Annotated in this window: 16 protein-coding genes; all 16 read left to right on the top strand. The window is 67.1% G+C overall.

Annotated elements, in window-relative coordinates; all coding sequences use genetic code 11:
- Positions 1–118 precede the first annotated feature (118 nt).
- The 16 genes from tsf (at position 119) to C1932_RS06435 (ending at position 20,321) form a co-directional block, all read left to right on the top strand.
- Positions 119–994 carry a translation elongation factor Ts gene (tsf, locus tag C1932_RS06510; protein ID WP_108761602.1) on the top strand — a complete coding sequence of 292 codons (876 nt, stop codon included), beginning with the start codon at positions 119–121 and terminating at the stop codon, positions 992–994.
- Between the two features lie 252 nt (positions 995–1,246).
- Complete coding sequence (locus C1932_RS06505) at positions 1,247–2,785, top strand: GGDEF domain-containing protein (protein WP_108761601.1); 1,539 nt, start codon at positions 1,247–1,249, stop codon at positions 2,783–2,785.
- A 120-nt stretch (positions 2,786–2,905) separates the two neighbouring features.
- Positions 2,906–3,634, top strand: coding sequence for a UMP kinase (gene pyrH, locus C1932_RS06500; protein WP_108749066.1), 729 nt, complete (start codon positions 2,906–2,908; stop codon positions 3,632–3,634).
- 97 nt (positions 3,635–3,731) lie between these two features.
- Positions 3,732–4,286, top strand: coding sequence for a ribosome recycling factor (gene frr, locus C1932_RS06495; protein WP_108749065.1), 555 nt, complete (start codon positions 3,732–3,734; stop codon positions 4,284–4,286).
- A 5-nt stretch (positions 4,287–4,291) separates the two neighbouring features.
- Complete coding sequence (gene uppS / locus C1932_RS06490; protein ID WP_108752593.1) at positions 4,292–5,059, top strand: polyprenyl diphosphate synthase; 768 nt, start codon at positions 4,292–4,294, stop codon at positions 5,057–5,059.
- Positions 5,056–5,901, top strand: coding sequence for a phosphatidate cytidylyltransferase (locus C1932_RS06485; protein ID WP_108761600.1), 846 nt, complete (start codon positions 5,056–5,058; stop codon positions 5,899–5,901). The genes uppS and C1932_RS06485 overlap by 4 nt, the downstream gene beginning before the upstream one ends.
- A gap of 2 nt (positions 5,902–5,903) precedes the next feature.
- A complete protein-coding gene (gene dxr, locus C1932_RS06480; RefSeq protein WP_108761599.1) occupies positions 5,904–7,094 on the top strand; it encodes a 1-deoxy-D-xylulose-5-phosphate reductoisomerase in 1,191 nt (396 codons plus the stop codon).
- 54 nt (positions 7,095–7,148) lie between these two features.
- A complete protein-coding gene (rseP, locus tag C1932_RS06475; RefSeq protein ID WP_108752590.1) occupies positions 7,149–8,507 on the top strand; it encodes an RIP metalloprotease RseP in 1,359 nt (452 codons plus the stop codon).
- A gap of 74 nt (positions 8,508–8,581) precedes the next feature.
- Positions 8,582–10,945 carry an outer membrane protein assembly factor BamA gene (gene bamA / locus C1932_RS06470; RefSeq protein ID WP_108761598.1) on the top strand — a complete coding sequence of 788 codons (2,364 nt, stop codon included), beginning with the start codon at positions 8,582–8,584 and terminating at the stop codon, positions 10,943–10,945.
- Positions 10,946–11,338: 393 nt separating this feature from the next.
- Complete coding sequence (lpxD, locus tag C1932_RS06465) at positions 11,339–12,361, top strand: UDP-3-O-(3-hydroxymyristoyl)glucosamine N-acyltransferase (protein WP_108761597.1); 1,023 nt, start codon at positions 11,339–11,341, stop codon at positions 12,359–12,361.
- Positions 12,358–12,813, top strand: coding sequence for a 3-hydroxyacyl-ACP dehydratase FabZ (gene fabZ, locus C1932_RS06460; RefSeq protein WP_108749058.1), 456 nt, complete (start codon positions 12,358–12,360; stop codon positions 12,811–12,813). The genes lpxD and fabZ overlap by 4 nt, the downstream gene beginning before the upstream one ends.
- Positions 12,814–12,832: 19 nt before the next feature.
- Positions 12,833–13,624, top strand: a complete 792-nt coding sequence (gene lpxA, locus C1932_RS06455; RefSeq protein ID WP_108749057.1) for an acyl-ACP--UDP-N-acetylglucosamine O-acyltransferase — start codon at positions 12,833–12,835, stop codon at positions 13,622–13,624.
- Complete coding sequence (gene lpxB / locus C1932_RS06450; RefSeq protein WP_108761596.1) at positions 13,621–14,880, top strand: lipid-A-disaccharide synthase; 1,260 nt, start codon at positions 13,621–13,623, stop codon at positions 14,878–14,880. Before lpxA ends, lpxB begins: the two co-directional genes overlap by 4 nt.
- Entirely contained in the window at positions 14,877–15,542 is a 666-nt protein-coding gene (locus C1932_RS06445) for a ribonuclease HII (protein WP_108761595.1), read from the top strand. Before lpxB ends, C1932_RS06445 begins: the two co-directional genes overlap by 4 nt.
- 265 nt (positions 15,543–15,807) lie before the next feature.
- A complete protein-coding gene (dnaE, locus tag C1932_RS06440; RefSeq protein ID WP_108761594.1) occupies positions 15,808–19,401 on the top strand; it encodes a DNA polymerase III subunit alpha in 3,594 nt (1,197 codons plus the stop codon).
- Positions 19,402–19,454: 53 nt separating this feature from the next.
- Complete coding sequence (locus C1932_RS06435; protein WP_108761593.1) at positions 19,455–20,321, top strand: hypothetical protein; 867 nt, start codon at positions 19,455–19,457, stop codon at positions 20,319–20,321.
- Positions 20,322–20,411 lie beyond the last annotated feature (90 nt).

Below are 20,411 nucleotides of genomic sequence, written 5' to 3'. Positions count from 1 at the left end.
CCGGGGTGGACGCCCGGCGTCCACCCTCCCTGCGCGCAGCCCTTGGCGCGTGACAGGACCGTGTCACACGGGCCGGCCACCATGCCGGCCCAACCCCTTTCTTTCGTGAGGAAATCCCGTGGAAATCACTGCTTCCCTGGTCAAGGAACTGCGCGAGCGCACCGGCGCCGGCATGATGGAATGCAAGAAGGCGCTGACCGAAGCCGGCGGCGACATCGACGCCGCTGCTGAAGCCCTGCGCAAGTCCGGTGCTGCCAAGGCCGACAAGAAGGCTGACCGCGTGGCTGCCGAAGGTCGTCTGGGCCTGGCCCAGGACGGCGGCAAGGCCGTGCTGGTCGAAGTCAACTCGGAAACCGACTTCGTCGCCAACGACATCAACTTCAAGAACTTCGTCGACTCCGTCGCCGCTGCCGCCCTGGCCGCTGGCGCCACCGACGTCGAAGCCGTGAAGGCTGCCAAGCTGGCCGACGGCCGCACCGTGGAAGAAGCCCGCGCCACCGCCGTGCAGACCCTGGGTGAAAACATCCAGATCCGCCGCATGGTGAAGGTCGACACCACCGGCAACATCGGTGCCTACGTGCACACCAACGGCAAGGTCGGCGTGCTGGTCGACCTGATCGGCGGCGACGTCGAGCTGGCCCGTGGCCTGGCCATGCACGTGGCTGCGCTGAAGCCGCCGCACAACAAGCCTGCCGACGTTCCGGCCGACTTCGTTGAGAAGGAAAAGGAAATCGAACTGGCGAAGATGTCCGAGAAGGACAAGTCCAAGCCGGCCGACATTCTGGAAAAGATCATCAGCGGCAAGATCAACAAGATCGTCAGCGAAGTGACCCTGTACGGCCAGACCTACGTGCTGGGCGAAACCACTGTCGAGCAGGTGGTCAAGGCCGCCGGCGCCGACGTGGCGGGCTTCCAGCTGCTGATCGTGGGCGAAGGCATCGAGAAGGTGGTGGAAGACTACGCCGCCGAAGTTGCCAAGGCCATGCAGGTCTGATTCCAGCCCACCGGCTGTGAGCTGACCAGAAGGAGCCGCGGGAAACCGCGGCTCTTTTTTTTGCCTGCGGCACCTGTGAAGCCGTGGCTGCACACCACGGGTGCGCACTCACGCGCCAGATACCTTTGCGTTGTTTGCGATTCAAGCCGATACTCGGCACAGGGGAATTCGCAGTCACATAGCAGGAACGAAAAACGCAAACTGTGATGCATTCCTAAGTATTCTTGTCCTAATGGAATTTGACGATCCGACATGCCTCCTGAGCTGACTGCTGCCCTGGCGCTGTGCCGCAACCTGCCCTCGCCCCCCGGTATTGCCCTGCGCATCATCGAACTGGCGCAGGACCCGGAAGCGGACATCGCCACCGCCGCCGACATCATCGCCATCGACATGGCGCTGAGTGCTCGCATGCTGCGCATTGCCAACTCGCCCTTGTACGCCAGCCGCCGCCGCATCGAGAACCTCGGACAGGCGCTGACCATGCTGGGGCTGAACGCCACCATCAGCCTTGCGCTGGGCTTCACCGTCACCCAGGGCCTGACCGCCGGCGGCGGCGCCGACCACGACCTGCGCCAGCGCGCGTGGAAGCGCAGCATCCTCAGCGCCCTGGCCGCCAGCCAGCTGGGCCAGGCCCGCGGCCTGCGCCGGCTGGAAGAGCTGATGCTGGCTGGGCTGCTGCAGGACATGGGCGTGCTGTGCCTGGCCCAGGCCGAATCCGAACGCTACCTGCCGCTGCTGCGCGAAGCGCAGGACAACCCCGACCTGGTCGCACGCGAGCGCCAGGCACTGGGCTGCAGCCATGCCGATGTGGGCGCGTGGGTGGCCGAGGAATGGGGCCTGCCGCGCTACCTGGTGGACAGCATCCGCCACAGCGAAGATGCCGAAGCGGCAAGCACCCCGTTCCAGGCCTGCGTGCAGCTGTCCGGTGCGGTAGCCGATATCTGGCTGGACAGCGATGCCGACGCCGCGCGCGAACGCGCCCTGCACCAGGTGCACGACCAGCTGCAGTTGGACAGCGCACGCTTCGACCAGGTACTGGCGCGCATCAGCGACGCCCTGCCCGACATCGCCAGCCTGTTTGAAACCGGCCTGAGCTCGCCGCAGCGCGTGCGTGAACTGATCGACCACGCACAGGAACTGACCACCCTGCGAAACCTGCGCGAAATGCAGGATGCCGAGCAGGCGCGCCGCCGCGCCGACGAATTCGAGGCCCGGGCCAAGCGCCTGGCCGACCAGGCCCACCGCGACGCGCTGACCGGCGTGCTCAACCGCCGCCAGCTGGAAGCCGTGCTCGAGCAGGAATTCCTGCGAGCCGGCCGCCACGGCTGGCCGCTGTCGGTGGCCTTCATCGACCTGGATGACTTCAAGAAGATCAACGACGCCCACGGCCACCTGACCGGCGACGAAGTGCTGCGCGCCTTCGCGGCCAAGCTGCAGGGCCAGCTGCGCAACAGCGACACGGTCGCCCGCTTCGGCGGCGAGGAGTTCGTGGCCCTGCTGCCCAACACCAGCGAAGCGATGGCCCTGGACGTGATCCGCCGGGTGCTGGCCAACATCGTGGCCACCCCGATGACCGAAGCCGAAAGCGGGCCCCTGTTCGTGACCTTCTCCGCCGGCGTGGCCACCCAGGGCGGCTACGAGCGCTTTGCCACCGTGCAGGACCTGCTGCGCGCGGCCGATGACGTGCTGTACCGCTCCAAGAACCTGGGCCGCAACCGGGTCATCGCCCGCTCGCCCGGCGAACTGGGGCATGATGAGCTGTCGGCGACTGCAGGCCTCGAGCTTGGCTGAATGGATCCCCTGGCCCGGGCCGGGGGATCACGCCAAATCGCGCCGCAGCGCACAAAACGCTTTGGCCGCGCGCTGCATGCGCGTAGAATCGCCCGCGATTTCCACGCACCCGAGGTCCTCATGTCCAAGCTCGCCTATCGCCGCATCCTTCTGAAACTGTCCGGGGAGGCGCTGATGGGAGATGAGGACTACGGCATCGACCCGAAGATCATCAACCGCCTGGCCCGTGAAGTGATCGAGGCCCAGCAGGCCGGTGCCGAAGTGGCCCTGGTGATCGGCGGCGGCAACATCTTCCGTGGCGCCGGCCTGGCCGCAGGCGGCATGGACCGGGTCACCGGTGACCAGATGGGCATGCTGGCCACGGTCATCAATGCCCTGGCCATGCAGGACGCGCTGGAAAAGCTGGGCGCCAAGGCCCGCGTGATGAGCGCCATCAAGATCAACGACGTGTGCGAGGACTACATCCGCCGCCGCGCCATCCGCCACCTGGAAAAGGGCCGTCTGGTGATCTTCGCCGCCGGCGTCGGCAGCCCGTTCTTCACCACCGATTCGGGTGCCGCCCTGCGCGCCATCGAGATCGGCGCCGACCTGCTGCTGAAGGCAACCAAGGTCGATGGCGTGTACGACAAGGACCCGAACAAGTACAGCGACGCGGTGCGCTTTGACAGCCTGAGCTACGACGAAGTGATCCGTCGCGGGCTGGAAGTGATGGATACCGCCGCCTTCGCCCTGGCCCGCGACAGCGACCTGCCGATGCGCGTGTTCGACATGGGCCAGCCGGGCGAACTGCTGAAGATCCTCAACGGCGCCAACATCGGCACCCTGGTGCAGGGCCGCGACCCGGCCTGAGCCTGAGCGGCAACCGGGCCCCGGGCCGATCCAGGCCCGGCAGCGTCCCGTATTCGCCTATAATCGCCCGATTCCAGTTACATCCAGGACCCGGGCGATGCTCAACGACATCAAGAACAACGCGCAGACGCGCATGGCCAAGAGCATCGACGCTCTGAAGCACACCCTCACCTCCATCCGCACCGGCCGCGCCACGCCGGCCCTGCTGGACCGCGTGACGGTCAACGCCTACGGCAATGCCAGCACCCCGCTGAACCAGGTCGCGTCCATTTCCAATGCCGACGCCCACTCCCTGCTGGTCACGCCCTTCGACAAGAGCATGATCAAGGAGATCGAGAAGGGCCTGTACAACGCCGAGTTCACCCCGAACACCCTGGGCACCGCGATCCGCATCAACATGCCGCCGCCGACCGAAGAGCGTCGCAAGGAACTGGCCAAGCAGGTGCAGAAGGAAGGCGAAGGCGCCAAGATCGCCATCCGCAACATCCGCCAGGATGCGAACAAGGAAATCGCCAAGCTGGTCAAGGACAAGGCGATCAGCGAAGACGAAAAGAAGCGCGGCGAAGACGACATCCAGAAGCTGACCGACAGCAACATCAAGGATGTCGACAAAGTCGTGGCCGACAAGGAAAAGGAACTGCTGTCGGTCTGAAGTCGATGCCTTCAGTCCCGCCACCTCTGCCGGCCGCCCTGCCCCGCCACGTTGCCATCATCATGGATGGCAACGGGCGCTGGGCACAGCAGCGCCGTCGTCCGCGCGTCATCGGCCACCGCGCCGGCGCCCGCGCGGTCAACCGCACCATTGAGCGTTGCCTTGAACTGGGCATTCCGGCGCTGACCCTGTTCGCGTTTTCCAGCGAGAACTGGGGCCGGCCGCAGGACGAAGTCGATGCCCTGATGAAGCTCTTCCTTGGCGCGCTCGATCGCGAAGTGGACGAGCTGCATCGGCGCGGCGTGCGCGTGCGCTTCATCGGCGAACGCGAGCGCTTCGGCGCCGGCCTGGTCAGCCGCATGCAGCTGGCCGAACAGCGCACCGCCGACAACACCACCCTGACCCTGTCCATCGCCGCCAGCTATGGCGGGCGCCAGGACATCGCCCGTGCCGCCCGCGCGCTGGCGGTTGAAGTGGCCGCCGGCCGCCTGTTGCCCGAGCAGATCGACGAATCGCTGCTGGGCCGCCAGGTCGCTCTGGCCGACCTGCCGCCGCCGGATCTGTTCATCCGTACCGGTGGCGATACCCGGATCAGCAATTTCCTGCTGTGGCAGCTGGCGTATACCGAGCTGTGGTTCACCGAAGCGCTGTGGCCGGATTTCGACGCCGCCCTGCTGCAACAGGCGCTGGACGCCTATGCCAGCCGTGAGCGCCGCTTCGGCCTGACCAGCGCCCAGATCGCCGCCATGGCCACCGAGACGTCGAACCCATGACCAAGACCCGAGTCCTCGCCGCGCTGATCATGGCGCCGGTCGCCATCGCCGCGATCCTGCTGCTGCCCACGCAGTGGCTGGCCGCCGCTGCGGCCGCTGTATTCCTTGTTGGCCTTTGGGAATGGCTGAAGCTGGCCGACGTGGAAGACACCCTGGCCCGTACCGTGCTGCTGGTGCTGAACCTGCTGCTGATGGTGCTGCTGGTCTGGGCCGATGCAGGCAGCCTGGTGCTGTACCAGATCGCCACCCTGGTGGGCGTGGGCTGGTGGCTGTGCGCCCTGCTGTGGCTGCGCTTCTACCAGTTCGGCGCGCAGCCGGGCAGCCCGGCCCGCATCCTGAAGCTGCTGGCCGGCACCCTGGCCATCGTGCCGTCGTGGGCGGCGCTGGTGCTCATCCACGCCGGCGGCGATGTCGAGGCCACGCGCAGCGGCAACGGCCACCTGTGGCTGTTCGCCGCGCTGGCCCTGGTCTGGGCCGCCGATTCCGGCGCGTACTTCGCCGGCCGCCGCTTCGGCAAGCACAAGCTGGCCCCGCGCATCAGCCCCAACAAGACCTGGGAAGGCCTGCTGGGCGGGCTGGTGGCCGGCGTGGCCGTGGCCGTCGGCCTGGGCCTGCTGGCCGGGGTCGACACCGCCCACCTGCCGGGCCTGCTGGTCACCGCCGTGGTGGCCGTGTTCGCCTCGGTGCTGGGCGATCTGTACGAAAGCCTGATCAAGCGCCACGCCGGTGCCAAGGATTCGGGCCACCTCATTCCGGGCCACGGCGGCGTGCTGGACCGCATCGACGGCGTGCTGGCCGCCCTGCCGGTGTTCGCGCTGGGCAAGGAAATCTTCGGGTTCTGACCATGGACGTTGCTGCACACCCCCGCCGGGTCGCCGTGTTCGGCGCCACCGGTTCCATCGGCGCCTCCACGCTGGACGTGATCGCCCGCCATCCGCAGCAGTACCAGGCCACCGTGCTGGCCGCCGGCCGCCAGGTAGAGGCGCTGCTGGCGCTGTGCCGGGTGCATCGCCCGGCGCACGCGGTCATTGCCGATGAGACCCTGTTCGCGCCGCTGCGCGACGGCCTGCGCGAGGCCGGCCTGGCCACCGAAGCGCACGCCGGTGCGGCTGCTCTGGACCAGCTGGCCGCCAGCGACGCCTGCGACACCGTGGTGGCCGCCATTGTCGGCGCCGCCGGGCTGTCCTCGACCCTAGCCGCTGCCGCGGCGGGCAAGCGCATCCTGCTGGCCAACAAGGAATCGCTGGTGCTGGCCGGCGAACTGCTGACCCGCACCGCCGACCGGGCCGGCGCCGAAATCATCCCCATCGACAGCGAACACAGCGCCATCTTCCAGTGCCTGCGCTCGCGCGATGCCAGCCTGGATGGCGCAGGTGTGCGCCGCATCCTGCTGACCGCCTCGGGCGGTCCGTTCCGCGGCCGCAGCCGCGCCGAGCTGGCCCAGGTCACCCCGGCCCAGGCCGTGGCGCACCCGAAGTGGTCGATGGGCCCGAAAATCTCGGTCGATTCGGCCACCTTGATGAACAAGGGCCTGGAAGTGATCGAGGCCCACCACCTGTTCGACGTACCCGGCGAGCGCATCGAGGTGCTGGTACACCCGCAGAGTCTGGTGCATTCGCTGGTCGAATTCGTCGACGGCTCCACCCTGGCCCAGCTGGGCCTGCCGGACATGCGCACCACCCTGGCGGTGGGCCTGGGCTGGCCGCAGCGCATCGAATCGGGCGTGGGCGGGCTGGATCTGCTGGCCCAGGGCCGTCTGGATTTCGAAGCCCCCGATACCGAGGCCTTCCCCTGCCTGGCCCTGGCCTGGCAGGCCATGCAGGCCGGCGGTACCGCCCCGGCGGTGCTGAACGCCGCCAACGAAGAGGCGGTTTCAGCGTTTCTTCAGGGCCGGATCGGTTTCCTGACCATTCCAGCGCTGGTTGCTAACGCTCTTTCAACACTGCCCAGCGAGCCAGCCGATACACTGGAGGGCCTGTTGTCCGCCGACCAGCGGGCACGCCACCTGACCCTGAACGCCATCGCCGCCGCCTGAACGCCTCGACGAACCGAATGACGCTTCCGAACCTGTCCGCCACTGTGAGCCTGCATGACTGACTTCATCGGATCGGTCTGGTGGATGATTGTCAGCCTGGGGCTGCTGGTCACCTTCCACGAGTTCGGCCACTACTGGGTGGGCCGGATGTGCGGGGTGAAGGTGCTGCGCTTCTCGGTCGGCTTCGGGCGGCCGCTGTGGTCGCGCCGCGACAAGCACGGCACCGAATTCGCCATCGCCGCCCTGCCGCTGGGCGGCTATGTGAAGTTCCTGGACGAGCGCGAGGTGGAAGTACATCCCCACGAGCGCGGCCAGGCCTTCAACCACAAGACCGTGTGGCAGCGCATCGCCATCGTCGCCGCCGGCCCCGCCGCCAACCTGCTGCTGTGCATCCTGCTGCTGTGGGCGATGTTCGTGATCGGCAAGCAGGACTATTCGGCCACCCTGGGCCGCGCCACCGGCATGGCCGCCACCGCCGGCCTGGTCAGCGGCGACCGCCTGCTGCGCGTGGATGACCGCAGCGTGGTCACCCTCGGCGAGGCCAGCATGGCGCTGACCGCCGCCGCGATGGACCGCCGCGACGTGACGCTGGAGGTGGTCGACCTGGCCGACCAGGTACAGACCCGCACCCTGCCGCTGTCGCAGCTGCCAGCCGGTTTCGACGAACGCCGCGTGCCGCTGCTGGCCGGCCTGCACTGGCAGGCGTGGATGCAGCCGGCGCTGGTGGACAGCCTGACCGCCGATTCGGCCGTGGCCGGGCAGCTGCAGGCTGGCGACCTGATCGTGGCCATCGACGGCCAGCGCATCGACAGCGCCGAACAGGTCAGTCCCGAAATCCAGGCACTGGGCCGCCATGGCGGGCCGGGCATGATTGAAGTCCTGCGCGGCGGCGAGCGCCTGGCGCTGGAAGTCACCCCGCGCCAGGGCAAGGACGGCAAGGGCCAGCCGCAGTGGCAGATCGGCGTGGGCTTCGCCAGCACCTACAGCCCGCCCTACGACACCCTGATGCGCTACGGCCCGCTGGATGCGGTCACTGCCGCAGTGCGCGAGACCGGCCGCCTGGGCGCCGATTCGCTGGCCATGATGGCCCGCATCGTCACCGGCAAGGCCTCGCTGCAGAACGTTTCCGGGCCGGTCACCATCGCCCGCGTGGCCAACATCTCGGCCAAGCGTGGCTTCGACTGGTTCCTGCAGTTCCTGGCGCTGCTGTCGCTCAGCCTGTGCATCATCAACCTGCTGCCCATTCCCATCTTGGACGGCGGGCACCTGCTGTATTACCTTATTGAGTTGGTCAAGGGCAGCCCGCTGAGCGAGCGTGCCATCGCCGCCGGACAGTACATCGGTCTGGCGCTGCTGGCCGGGCTGATGGGGTTGGCGTTCTACAACGACATCCTCGGCCTGGTCCCGCGATGAACTTTTCCACGTTGTTGCCGTCTACAGCGTCGGCATCCCGCACCAATGAAATCGACCTTCCTACCGGACGTGACATGACGCGACTCCCCAATCGCCGCCTGCTGGCCCTCGCCCTCGCCGCCGTCACCGGCGCCCCCGTGCTGGCCCAGGCTGCCGAGCCCTTCACTGTCAGCGACATCCGCGTCGACGGCCTGCAGCGCATCAGCTCGGGCACGGTGTTCACCTACCTGCCGGTGGAACGCGGCGAGACCGTGACCGACAGCAAGATCGGCGACACCATCCGCGCCCTGTACAAGACCGGCTTCTTCGAAGACGTGCAGCTGGACCGCCAGGGCAGCATCCTGGTGGTGACCGTGAAGGAACGTCCGGCGATCAACAAGCTGACCGTCACCGGCAACAAGGACATCAAGAGCGACCAGCTGTTGAAGGGCCTGTCCGACATCGGCCTGACCGAAGGCGGCACCTTCGACCGCCTGAGCCTGGACCGCGTGACCCAGGAACTTCGTCGCCAGTACAACGACCGCGGCAAGTACAACGTGGAAATCACCCCGACGGTGAGCCCGCTGGACCGCAACCGCGTGGACATCGCCATCGCCATCAAGGAAGGCAAGGCGGCCAAGATCCGCCACGTCAACCTGGTCGGCACCGAAAAGTACGATGCCCGCGACATCCTGGAAATCTGGGAGTCGAAGGAGCACAACTGGGCTTCGTGGTACCGCCGCGATGACCAGTACTCCAAGGAAAAGCTGTCCGGCGACCTGGAAAAGCTCAATTCCTGGTACCTGGACCGTGGCTACGTCGATTTCAGCATCGACTCCACCCAGGTCTCGATCAGCCCGGACAAGCGCGACATGTTCGTGACGGCCGGCGTGACCGAGGGCAACCAGTACAAGATCTCCGACATCAAGGTCAGCGGCGACACCATCCTGCCGCAGGAAGATGTCGAGCGCATGGTCGTGCAGAAGGCTGGCGATACGTTCTCGCGCGCCCTGCTGGAGTTCAGCTCCGACTCGATCACCAACTCGCTGTCCAACATCGGTTACGCGTTCGCCAAGGTGAACCCGATCCCGACCACCAACCGCGCCGAGCAGACCGTGGCGGTGAACATGCAGGTCGTGCCGGGCCCGCGCGTGTCGGTGCGCCGCATCATCTTCAAGGGCAACACGCGCACCTCCGACGAAGTGATGCGTCGCGAAATGCGCCAGTTCGAGAACACCTGGTATTCGCAGGCGGCCATCGACCGTTCCAAGATCCGCCTGCAGCGCCTGGGCTACTTTGAATCGGTGGACGTGGAAACCCCGGCGGTCAGCGGCAGCAACGACCAGGTGGATGTGGTCTACAACGTGAAGGAAACCACGTCGGGCAGCTTCGTCTTCGGCCTGGGCTATTCGCAGTCCTACGGCATGACCACCTCGGTGCAGCTGTCGCAGAACAACTTCCTGGGCGGCGGCAACCGCGTGTCGGTGGAAGCCTCGCGCAGCAGCTACCTGCAGCGTTACGGCTTCAGCTACACCAACCCGTACTTCACCGATGACGGCGTGTCGCTGGGCTACAACCTGTCGTGGCGTGAACTGGACTACTCCGACTTCAACACCGCGCAGTACAACAGCACCAACGGTGCCGCGCAGGTGGTGTTCGGCGTGCCGCTCACCGAGACCGACACCGTCTCGCTGATGTTCGGCATCGACAGCAACCAGATCACCACCTACACCGGCACCACCCCGCAGTCGATCGTCGACTACATCAACGTGATGGGCAGCAAGACCTTCCATGCCTGGCGCACGGAACTGGGCTGGGCCCGCGATTCGCGCAACGATTACTTCATGCCGACCCGCGGCACCTACCAGCGCGTGGGCCTGGAAACCACCCTGCCCGGCTCGACCGTCGAGTACTTCAAGCTGAACTACCAGATCAGCAAGTACTGGCCGATCATTCCGTCGCTGGTCATCAACACCCGCGCCGAAATCGGCTATGGCGACAGCTATGGCAAGGACAAGACCGCGCTGGTGCCGGATGCGAATGGCAATCTGCGCGAAGTGACCGCATCGGGCCTGCCGTTCTACGAGAACTTCTATGCCGGTGGTACCAACTCGGTGCGCGGTTTCGAAGACAACACCCTGGGCCCGCGCGAAGTGACCCTGAGCTACCCCAACGGCCAGCCGCTGGGTGGTTCGCTGAAGACCGTCGGTTCGATCGAAGCCTACTTCCCGCGCCTGTTCGACAGCCCGTCGGCACGCGTGTCGGCCTTCGTCGACTTCGGCAACGTCTACAACGGCGTGGACAACTTCAAGGCCAACGAGCTGCGCGTGTCCACCGGTGTGGCCCTGCTGTGGCGCGCCCCAGTCGGCCCGATCTCGATCAGCTACGCGTTCCCGCTGAAGAAGGAAGACGGCGACGAAGTTGAACGCCTGCAGTTCACCTTCGGCGGGCAGTTCTGACGAACCGCGGGGTGGTTCGCCAGAACTGCCCCCGCACTCCACCTATCCCCCGCGCCGTGGGCGCGCGCCCCTTAACAAAGGGGGGCTCTCCACCAGACGGGTTACGAAGCGCCGGGCCCTGCCCGGCGTTTTCGCTTGTGGAGACAGCGCGCACGCGGCGGGCGAGCTGCTTTTGGTTTTTTCTGTCTTTCCGTGGCTGGCACTCGCACCAGACTATCGGGCGTCGGACGGGTGGGGTCGGCGGGGGTGTGAGCCGCAGGGATGCGGCGACCAAGGCTACATGGACGGACTTGCGACGTCCCCCTCCATGTGCGACAGCCCACGAGGGGCCCTGCCGTTGGCCGCAGAACCGCCCCGCATGACCGGATTGGCGTCACACGGTAAACTCCCGCCGTGAATACTCCTACCTACACCGCCCAGCAACTCGCCGATCAGTTCGGCCTGCAGATCCATGGCGACCCCGCCACCGCCATCCATGGCGTGGCAACCCTCGCCCATGCCGGTGCCGGCCAGCTGACCTTCCTTGCCAACCCGCGCTACCGCGCCCAGCTGGCCGACAGCCAGGCCTCGCTGGTCGTGCTGCGCGCCGACGATGCCGAGGCCGCCCCCGGCGCGGCACTGATCGCCAAGGATCCCTACACCACCTTCGCCAAGATCGCCGCGCTGTTCGACAGCGCGCCGCTGCGCGAGCCCGGCATCCACCCCAGCGCGGTCATCGACCCGCAGGCGCAGGTGGCTGCCAGCGCCCACATCGGCCCGTTCGTCACCATCGGCGCGCGCAGCGTGGTGGGCGAGAACTGCATCGTCGGCGCCGGCAGCATCATCGGCGAAGACTGCAGCCTGGACAGCGGCTGTGAACTGATCGCCCGGGTTACCCTGGTCACCCGGGTGAAGCTGGGCAAGCGCGTGCGCATCCACCCCGGCGCCGTGCTGGGCGCCGATGGCTTCGGCCTGGCCATGGATGCCGGCAAGTGGATCAAGGTGCCGCAGCTGGGCGGCGTGCGTGTTGGCGATGACTGCGAGATCGGCGCCAATACCTGCGTTGACCGTGGTGCGCTGGAAGACACCGTGCTGGCCGAAGACGTGCGCCTGGACAACCTGGTGCAGATCGCCCACAACGTGCAGATCGGCGCGCACTCGGCCATCGCCGGCTGCACCGGCATTGCCGGCAGCGCCAAGATCGGCCGCTACTGCCTGCTCGGCGGCGCCGTCGGCGTGGTCGGCCACCTGGAAATCTGCGACAAGGTCGTGATCACCGGCAAATCGGTGGTCCGCAACTCCATTACCGAACCGGGCGAGTACTCGTCCGGCACCCCCCTCACCGACAACCGCACGTGGCGCAAGAACGCCGCGCGCTTCAAGCAGCTTGATGCACTGGCCCGCCGCATCCTGTCTGTAAGCAAGGAGAAAGAATGAGCCAGACCCAGACCCTGCCGGACATGACGCAGATCCAGGCCCTGCTGCCGCACCGCTACCCGTTCCTGCTGGTGGACAAGGTGCTGTCGATCGACTACGAAAAGCGCACCATCGTGGCGACCAAGAACGTCAGCATCAACGAGCCGTTCTTCCAGGGCCACTTCCCCAACCAGCCGATCATGCCGGGCGTGCTGATCATCGAAGCCATGGCCCAGGCCGGTGGCGTGCTGACCCAGCTCACCCTGGGCCGCGATTCGCAGTCCAAGCTGTTCTACATGGTGAAGGTGGACAAGGCCCGCTTCACCAAGCAGGTGGTGCCGGGCGACGTGCTGGAAATGCACGTGGAGATCAAGCGCGTGATCCGCAACATGGCCGTGTACGACTGCGTGGCCAAGGTCGACGGCGAAGTGGTCGCCTGCGCCGAGGTGCTGTGCGCCGGCACCCGCGAATAACCCAGGCCGGAGGAGCTAGATGAGCGACAACGCCCCCCTGATCCATCCCACCGCCGTGATCGATCCCTCGGCGCGCCTGGCCGACGATGTGCGCGTGGGTGCGTTCACCCTCATCGGCGCCGATGTCGAAATCGGCGCCGGCACCGAGATCGGTCCGCACTGCAGCGTGCACGGTCCGACCCGGATCGGCCGCGACAACCGTTTCATCGGCCACGTGGCCGTGGGCGGCGAACCGCAGGACAAGAAGTTCAGCGGCGAACGCACCGAACTGGTGATCGGCGACCGCAACGTGTTCCGCGAGTTCGTGACCCTGAACCGCGGCACCGGCGGCGGCGGTGGCATCACCACCATCGGCAACGACAACTGGATGCTGGCCTACACGCACGTGGCACATGACTGCCACGTCGGCAATTTCTGCGTGTTTTCCAACAACACCACCCTGGCCGGCCACGTGACCGTGGGCGACTACGTGATCATCAGCGGCTTCGCCGGTGCGCACCAGTTCTGCCGTATCGGCGCGCATGCGTTCCTGGGCATGGGTGCGCTGACCAATGGCGATGTACCGCCGTTCACCATGGTCGGCACCGATTCGCTGGGCCGCCCGCGCGGCATCAACAGCGAAGGCCTGAAGCGCCGCGGCTTCGATGCCGGTCGCATCACCGCCATCAAGCGTGCCTACCGTACGCTGTACGTGGCGGGCCTGCCGCTGGCCGAGGCCAAGCAGCAGCTGGCCGAACAGGCACAGGGCAGCGACGACGTGAAGGCCATGCTGGACTTCATCGAGCATGCCGAGAGGCCCCTGCTGCGATGAGCAGCACGACCGGCCAGGCGCCGGCCGGCGCCGACGTGATCCCGCTGGCCTCGATGGCCGGCAGCGTGCCTGCACAGCGGGTGCTCAGCGAGCGCCCGTTGCGCATCGCGCTGGTGGCCGGTGAGGCCTCCGGCGACCTGCTCGGTGCCGGTCTGGTGCGCGAGCTGAAGGCACGCTTCCCGCATGCCGAGTTCGCCGGCATCGGCGGCGATGCCATGCGCAACGCCGGCTGCCAGACCTGGCACGACGCCAGCGAACTGGCAGTGATGGGCCTGACCGAAGTGCTGCGCCACCTGCCGCGCCTGCTGAAGCTGCGTTCGGCGTTCCGCCAGCGTGCGCTGGAATGGCAGCCGGACGTGTTCATCGGCATCGACGCGCCTGACTTCAACCTGGGCATCGAGCGCTGGCTGAAGCAGCGTGGCGTGCCCACCGTGCATTACGTCAGCCCCTCGGTCTGGGCCTGGCGCGAGAAGCGTGCCGAAAAGATCGGCAGCAGCGCCGACCTGGTGCTGTGCCTGTTCCCGATGGAACCGCCCATCTATGCCCGGCATGGCATCGACGCGCGCTTCGTCGGCCACCCGATGGCCGACGATATTCCGCTGCACGGTGATCGCGATGCGGCACGTGCAGAGCTGGGCCTGCCGGCCTCGGCCAAGGTGCTGGCGGTTCTGCCGGGCAGCCGCCTGGGCGAGATCTCGCGCCTGGGCGAACCGTTCTTCGAGGCCGCCTGGCAGGTCTCCGAACGCATTCCTGGCCTGCACGTGGTGGTACCCGCCGCCAATGCCGCCTGCCGCCGCCTGATCGAAGAGCAGTTGTCCCGCTCGGCGCTGCCGGTGGCCTATTCGCATGTGCTGGATGGCCAGGCGCGTGCGGCGATGATCGCCGCCGACGTCGTGGTGCTGGCCTCGGGCACGGCCACCCTGGAAGCCATGCTGGTGAAGCGGCCGATGGTGGTCGGTTACCGGGTGAACGAACTGACCTATCGCCTGGTGAAGGCGCTGGGCCTGATCAAGGTGGATCGATTCGCCCTGCCCAACATCCTGGCCGGGCAGGACCTGGCACCGGAGCTGATGCAGCACGACTGCACGCCCGACGCGTTGGCGGCGGCCGTGCAGCAGTGGTTCGATCACCCGCAGCGGGTGGCCGACCTGCAGGGCACTTATGCCCTCCTGCATGAACGCCTGCGCCGCAATGCCTCAGCCCGTGCCGCCGACGCGGTGGGCGAGCTGCTGCTGCGAAAGATGGAAGCCGCATGAGCCGCCGCGCGGCCGCTGCGGCCAGCCTGGCGCTGTTCGACGGGGCGGCCGTAGTCGAGCCCGAACGCTTGATCGCCGGCGTGGACGAGGCCGGCCGCGGCCCGTTGGCCGGCCCGGTAGCGGTGGCGGCGGTGGTGTTCGATCCGTCGCGCCCGCGCATCAACGGCCTGGACGATTCCAAGCAGTTGACCGCCGCCCGCCGCGACCAGTTGTACGACCGCATCATGGAACGGGCACTGGCCTGGCACGTGGTGCTGGTGGATGTGCAGGCCATCGACCGGCTGAACATCTACCAGGCCACCCTGCAGGGCATGCGCGATGTGGTGGCCGCGGTGGCCCACGTGGCCGGCTTCGCCCGCATCGATGGCAACGTGGTGCCCAAGGGCCTGGTGCTGCCGGCGCAGGCGCTGGTGGGCGGCGATGGCATCGACCGCGCCATCATGGCCGCCTCGATCCTGGCCAAGGTCTCGCGCGACCGCTACATGCAGGATCTGCATGCGCGCCATCCTGAATATGGCTTCGACCAGCACAAGGGCTATGGCACCCCGGCGCACCTGGCCGCGCTGCGTGCCCACGGCCCCTGCGCTGAGCACCGGCGCAGTTTCGCCCCAGTGCGCGACTGCCTGGAATCCGCGCCGCCGGCCAGCGCCGCGATTGCCTGAACATCGCACGCAACCCGTCTGGAGCAGAGTCCCCTGAGTCAGGGGGACGCGCCAACGGCGCGGGGGGCTGGGAGCGTGGTAAGACGGGGCCCGCGGTTCGCGTGCGAACCGTGGGGGGCGATAGCGCGAATGCGCTATCCCCCTCGTCAAGTCCTTGTCGCCACCCCCTGCCCTCGGTACCCTGACCGGGCATTCCAGCGCTTTCCGACCCCGGCGACGATTCCCCGTCAGCTCCCGGGGCCCGCGCGCTCCAACCTGGTCCGGCATGTCCAACTCTCGCTTCGTACATCTCCACGTCCACACCGAGTTCTCGCTGGCGGACTCGACCATCCGCGTGCCGGCCAAGCCCGACCAGGCGGACCCGAAAAAAGCCAAGCAGGCCAACCTGCTGTCGCGCTCGGTGGAACTCGGCCTGCCCGCCCTGGCGGTCACCGATCTGAACAACCTGTTCGCCCTGGTGAAGTTCTACAAGGCCGCCGAAGGCGTGGGCATCAAGCCCATTGCCGGCGCCGACGTGATGATTGCCGAGGAAGGCCAGGACCCGTGGCGGATGACCCTGCTGTGCCGCGACCGCGAGGGCTACCTGAGCCTGTCGCGATTGCTGACCCGCGCCTGGATGGAAGGCCACCGCGCCGAAGGTGGCGTGGCCGTGCACCCGGACTGGCTGAAGGCCGGCAACGCCAGCCTGTTCGCCCTGGCCGGGCGCGAGAGCCTGGCCGGGCGCCTGGCGCTGGACGGCAAGCACGACCTGGCCGAGCAGCAGCTGGCCGACTGGCAGCGCGTGTTCGGCGATGGCCTGCACCTGGAACTGACCCGCACCGGCCGCGAAGGCGAGGAAACCTTCAACCGCTTCGCGCTGATGGCCGCCGGCCAGCGCGGCCTGCCGGTGATCGCCAGCAATGACGTGCGCTTCCTGGCGCCGACCGATTTCAGCGCGCACGAAGCGCGCGTGTGCATTTCCACCGGCCGCGTGCTGGATGACCCCAAGCGCCCGCGCGAGTACAGCGACCAGCAGTACCTGAAGTCGGCCGAGGAGATGTGCGCGCTGTTCGCCGACATTCCCGATGCGATCGACAACACGCTGGCGCTGGCCGAGCGCTGCAACATCGAGATGCGCCTGGGCACCTACTTCCTGCCCAACTACCCGGTGCCCGACGACGAAACGCTGGACACCTGGATCCAGAAGATGTCGCGCGACGGCCTGACCGAGCGCCTGGAAAAGAATCCGCTGGCGCCGGGCAAGACCCGCGAGGAGTACTTCGAACGCCTGGAGTTCGAGCTCAACACCATCATCAAGATGGGCTTCCCCGGCTACTTCCTGATCGTGGCCGACTTCATCCAGTGGGGCAAGAACCAGGGCATTCCGATCGGCCCGGGCCGTGGTTCCGGTGCCGGTTCGCTGGTGGCGTGGGCGCTGAAGATCACCGATCTGGACCCGCTGCCGTACAACCTGCTGTTCGAGCGCTTCCTGAACCCCGAACGCGTGTCGATGCCCGACTTCGACATCGACTTCTGCATGGACCGCCGCGACGAGGTGATCGACTACGTGGCGCGCAAGTACGGGCGCGAACGTGTCAGCCAGATCATCACCTACGGCACCATGGCGGCCAAGGCGGTGGTGCGCGACTCCGGTCGCGTGCTGGGCTTCCCGTATGGCCTGGTCGACGGCGTTTCCAAGCTGATTCCGAACATCCTGGGCATCCACCTGAAGGATGCGCTGGGCAAGGGCAAGGAAGGCCCCAGCTCGGAAATGGCCTCGCCGGAACTGATCCAGCGCTACGAGACCGAGGACGATGTCCGCGACCTGATCGACCTGGCGCTGCAGCTGGAAGACCTGACCCGCAACGCCGGCAAGCACGCCGGTGGCGTGGTGATCGGGCCCGAGCCGCTGAGCGAGTTCTGCCCGCTGTACGCCGAACACGACGAGAACGGCCTGGGCAAGAACCCGGTCACCCAGTTCGACAAGAACGACGTGGAAGAAGTGGGCCTGGTGAAGTTCGACTTCCTGGGCCTGCGCACGCTGACCATCATCGACTGGGCGGTGAAGGCGATCAACAAGCGCCACGAGCGCGCCGGCATTCCGCCGGTGGATATCGCCGCGATCCCGCTGGACGATGCGCCCACCTACAAGGATATCTTCGCCAACGGCAACACCGGCGCGGTGTTCCAGTTCGAATCCTCGGGCATGCGCCGCCTGCTGAAGGACGCGCGCCCCGACCGTTTCGAAGACCTGATCGCCCTGGTGTCGCTGTACCGACCGGGCCCGATGGATCTGATTCCATCGTTCAACGCGCGTAAGCACGGCCAGGAAGAAATCATCTATCCCGATCCGCGCACCGAAGCCATCCTGAAGGACACCTACGGCATCATGGTGTACCAGGAGCAGGTGATGCAGATGGCGCAGATCGTCGGCGGCTACTCGCTGGGCGGCGCCGACCTGCTGCGCCGCGCGATGGGCAAGAAGGTGCCGGCGGAAATGGCCAAGCACCGCGAGATCTTCCGCGAGGGCGCGGCCAAGGATGGCGTGGACGAAGCCAAGGCCGATGCGATCTTCGACCTGATGGAAAAGTTCGCCGGCTACGGTTTCAACAAATCGCACGCCGCCGCGTACGCGCTGGTCAGCTACCAGACCGCGTGGCTGAAGCGCCACTACCCGGCCGAGTTCATGGCCGCCACGCTGTCCTCGGACCTGGACAACACCGAGAAGGTGGTCGGCTTCCTGGATGAGGTGCGCAACCTGGGCCTGACCGTGCTGCCGCCGAAGGTGAACCACTCGGCCTTCATGTTCGAAGCGGTGACCCCGGACACCATCCAGTACGGCCTGGGCGCGATCAAGGGCGTGGGCCAGGGCGCCTGCGAAGCGGTGGTGGACGAACGCCTGAAGGGCGGCGACTACAAGGACCTGCTGGACTTCTGCACGCGCGTGGGTTCGGCCAAGCTCAACCGGCGCACGCTGGAAGCGATGATCAACTGCGGCGCGCTGGACGAACTGGGCCACAACCGCGCCACGCTGATGCTGCAGCTGCCGGAAGTGATCAAGGCCACCGACCAGATGGCGCGCGAGCGTGCCTCGGGCCAGAACTCGCTGTTCGGCGGCCCCGACCCGAGCACGGCCAGCATCCAGCTGGACCTGCCCGAAGCCGAGGAATGGCCGCTGCTGCAGCGCCTGAACGGCGAGCGCGACACCTTGGGCTTCTACCTGAGCGGCCACCCGTTCGACCCCTGGCGCGACGACGTGCGCGACCTGGTCGGCAACGATCTGGGCGCGGTGGAAAAGATCTGGAGCGCCAACAGCGGTGGCGGCGGTGGCGGCGGCGAAAAGCGCTGGCGCCCGGAAGTGCAGACCGTGCTGGCCGGCCAGGTGGTGGGCGTGCGCCGCAAGGGCGAAAGCCAGATTTTCATCCAGCTGGAAGACGGCCGCGGCCGGGTCGAATGCAGTGCGTTTTCCGATGCGATGGCCGAGTTCGGCCATCTGATGACCAAGGACCGCATCCTGGTGGTCAAGGGCGGCCTGCGCGAAGACGAATTCAACGGCGGTTACGCCCTGCGCATCCGCCAGTGCTGGGACTTCGATGAAGTCTGCGCCAACTACGCCACGCGCCTGTCGCTGCGCCTGGACCTGCGCCAGCAGCGGCCGGTCTGGGAACGCGTGAATGCCGTACTGGACCGCCATCGCCCGGGACGCACGCCGCTGCGCCTGGACCTGCTGCTGAAGAGCCCGCAGGGCGGCGTGGCCGGCATGCTCGACGTGTCCGGGCAGAGCGCGGTGCGCATCGATTCCAAGCTGATGGAGGCGCTGCGCGCCGACCCGGCGGTGCGCACGCTGAAGGTGCGCTACAGCCCGCCGTGGGCCAACTGAGGCCGCGCCTGATTATTTTTTCCCGTTGTCTGTATCAAGGACGATCTTCCGTCATGAAAACGCTGTTGTTCCCCCTCGTCGCTGCGCTGGCGCTGTCCGCATGCTCGTCCAAGGTCGATTTCGAGATCGACAACCCCACCGCCACGCCGCTGGCCATCCGCATCGACGGCAAGGACCTGCCGGTGGCCGCCAACGCATCGCGTGCGATCAGCCTGGCCCCGGGTGAGCACCACCTGCACACCGAACGCCTGGGCGATGTGCGTTTCATCGTGTATGCCGACGGCCGTGGCGGTCTGATCAACCCGACCCTGAGCGAGTACGTGACCGCGCGCGAGATCTACGTGACCGGCGAGGACAAGCTGAAGAACTTCGGCAGCAGCGGCCTGGGCATGGAACTGGGCGGGGTGCAGTTCAAGGGCCCGTACGAGAAGCACCACGGCCTGTTCATCGACAAGAACTGGAACTTCGGCGTGCGCCAGCCGTTCCCGGAAGAACAGATCGTGGCCCACGTGGATGCCAGCGGCGGCAAGATCAGCACCAAGGTGTTCACCGCCCCGGACTTCATCGACTACGTGGAACAGAGCATGGGCGAACCGGGTGCCTTCAAGCGTGAGCAGCCGGCCGGCTACGTGGCCCCGGTCTACACGCTGGAACCGGCCCCGGCCACCCTGCCCGCGCTGGACCCCGCCTTCGAGGCGCACGCCGGCCCGATGCGCGATCTGTATGCGCGCTGGCTGAAGGCCAGCACCGCTTCGGAGCAGAAGGCCCTGCGCAAGGAAGACTTCAAGGTCAGCATGGCCTTCACCCAGGCCACCATGACCCTGGGCTCGACCCTGCCGGTGGCCGCCAACGAGGCCTACAACGACTTCGTGACGATCCGCAGCACCGAGATGGCGCGCAGCGCGCTGGTCGTGCCCTGACGCCCCCTGTTTGCCTGCCGCTCTGACTGGCGCGTCCTGCCCGGCTGGGTTACCGTCGCCTTCCAGACGAAGGCGTACGGGGCGTTCCGG

It is taken from the genome of Stenotrophomonas sp. YAU14D1_LEIMI4_1, assembly GCF_003086815.1.
In the GTDB taxonomy this organism is placed as follows: Bacteria; Pseudomonadota; Gammaproteobacteria; order Xanthomonadales; family Xanthomonadaceae; genus Stenotrophomonas.
The sequence above is the reverse complement of the archived record's forward strand: the minus strand, read 5'-3'. Positions and strand labels throughout refer to the sequence as shown.

Excerpts from the sequence above, each read along its gene's own strand:
- uppS (WP_108752593.1), top strand. The coding sequence starts at position 4,292 with ATGCCTTCAGTCCCGCCACCTCTGCCGGCCGCCCTGCCCCGCCACGTT.
- C1932_RS06435 (WP_108761593.1), top strand. The coding sequence starts at position 19,455 with ATGAAAACGCTGTTGTTCCCCCTCGTCGCTGCGCTGGCGCTGTCCGCA.
- dxr (WP_108761599.1), top strand. The coding sequence starts at position 5,904 with ATGGACGTTGCTGCACACCCCCGCCGGGTCGCCGTGTTCGGCGCCACC.
- pyrH (WP_108749066.1), top strand. The coding sequence starts at position 2,906 with ATGTCCAAGCTCGCCTATCGCCGCATCCTTCTGAAACTGTCCGGGGAG.
- C1932_RS06445 (WP_108761595.1), top strand. The coding sequence starts at position 14,877 with ATGAGCCGCCGCGCGGCCGCTGCGGCCAGCCTGGCGCTGTTCGACGGG.
- bamA (WP_108761598.1), top strand. The coding sequence starts at position 8,582 with ATGACGCGACTCCCCAATCGCCGCCTGCTGGCCCTCGCCCTCGCCGCC.
- lpxB (WP_108761596.1), top strand. The coding sequence starts at position 13,621 with ATGAGCAGCACGACCGGCCAGGCGCCGGCCGGCGCCGACGTGATCCCG.
- C1932_RS06485 (WP_108761600.1), top strand. The coding sequence starts at position 5,056 with ATGACCAAGACCCGAGTCCTCGCCGCGCTGATCATGGCGCCGGTCGCC.
- rseP (WP_108752590.1), top strand. The coding sequence starts at position 7,149 with ATGACTGACTTCATCGGATCGGTCTGGTGGATGATTGTCAGCCTGGGG.
- frr (WP_108749065.1), top strand. The coding sequence starts at position 3,732 with ATGCTCAACGACATCAAGAACAACGCGCAGACGCGCATGGCCAAGAGC.
- fabZ (WP_108749058.1), top strand. The coding sequence starts at position 12,358 with ATGAGCCAGACCCAGACCCTGCCGGACATGACGCAGATCCAGGCCCTG.
- C1932_RS06505 (WP_108761601.1), top strand. The coding sequence starts at position 1,247 with ATGCCTCCTGAGCTGACTGCTGCCCTGGCGCTGTGCCGCAACCTGCCC.
- dnaE (WP_108761594.1), top strand. The coding sequence starts at position 15,808 with ATGTCCAACTCTCGCTTCGTACATCTCCACGTCCACACCGAGTTCTCG.
- lpxA (WP_108749057.1), top strand. The coding sequence starts at position 12,833 with ATGAGCGACAACGCCCCCCTGATCCATCCCACCGCCGTGATCGATCCC.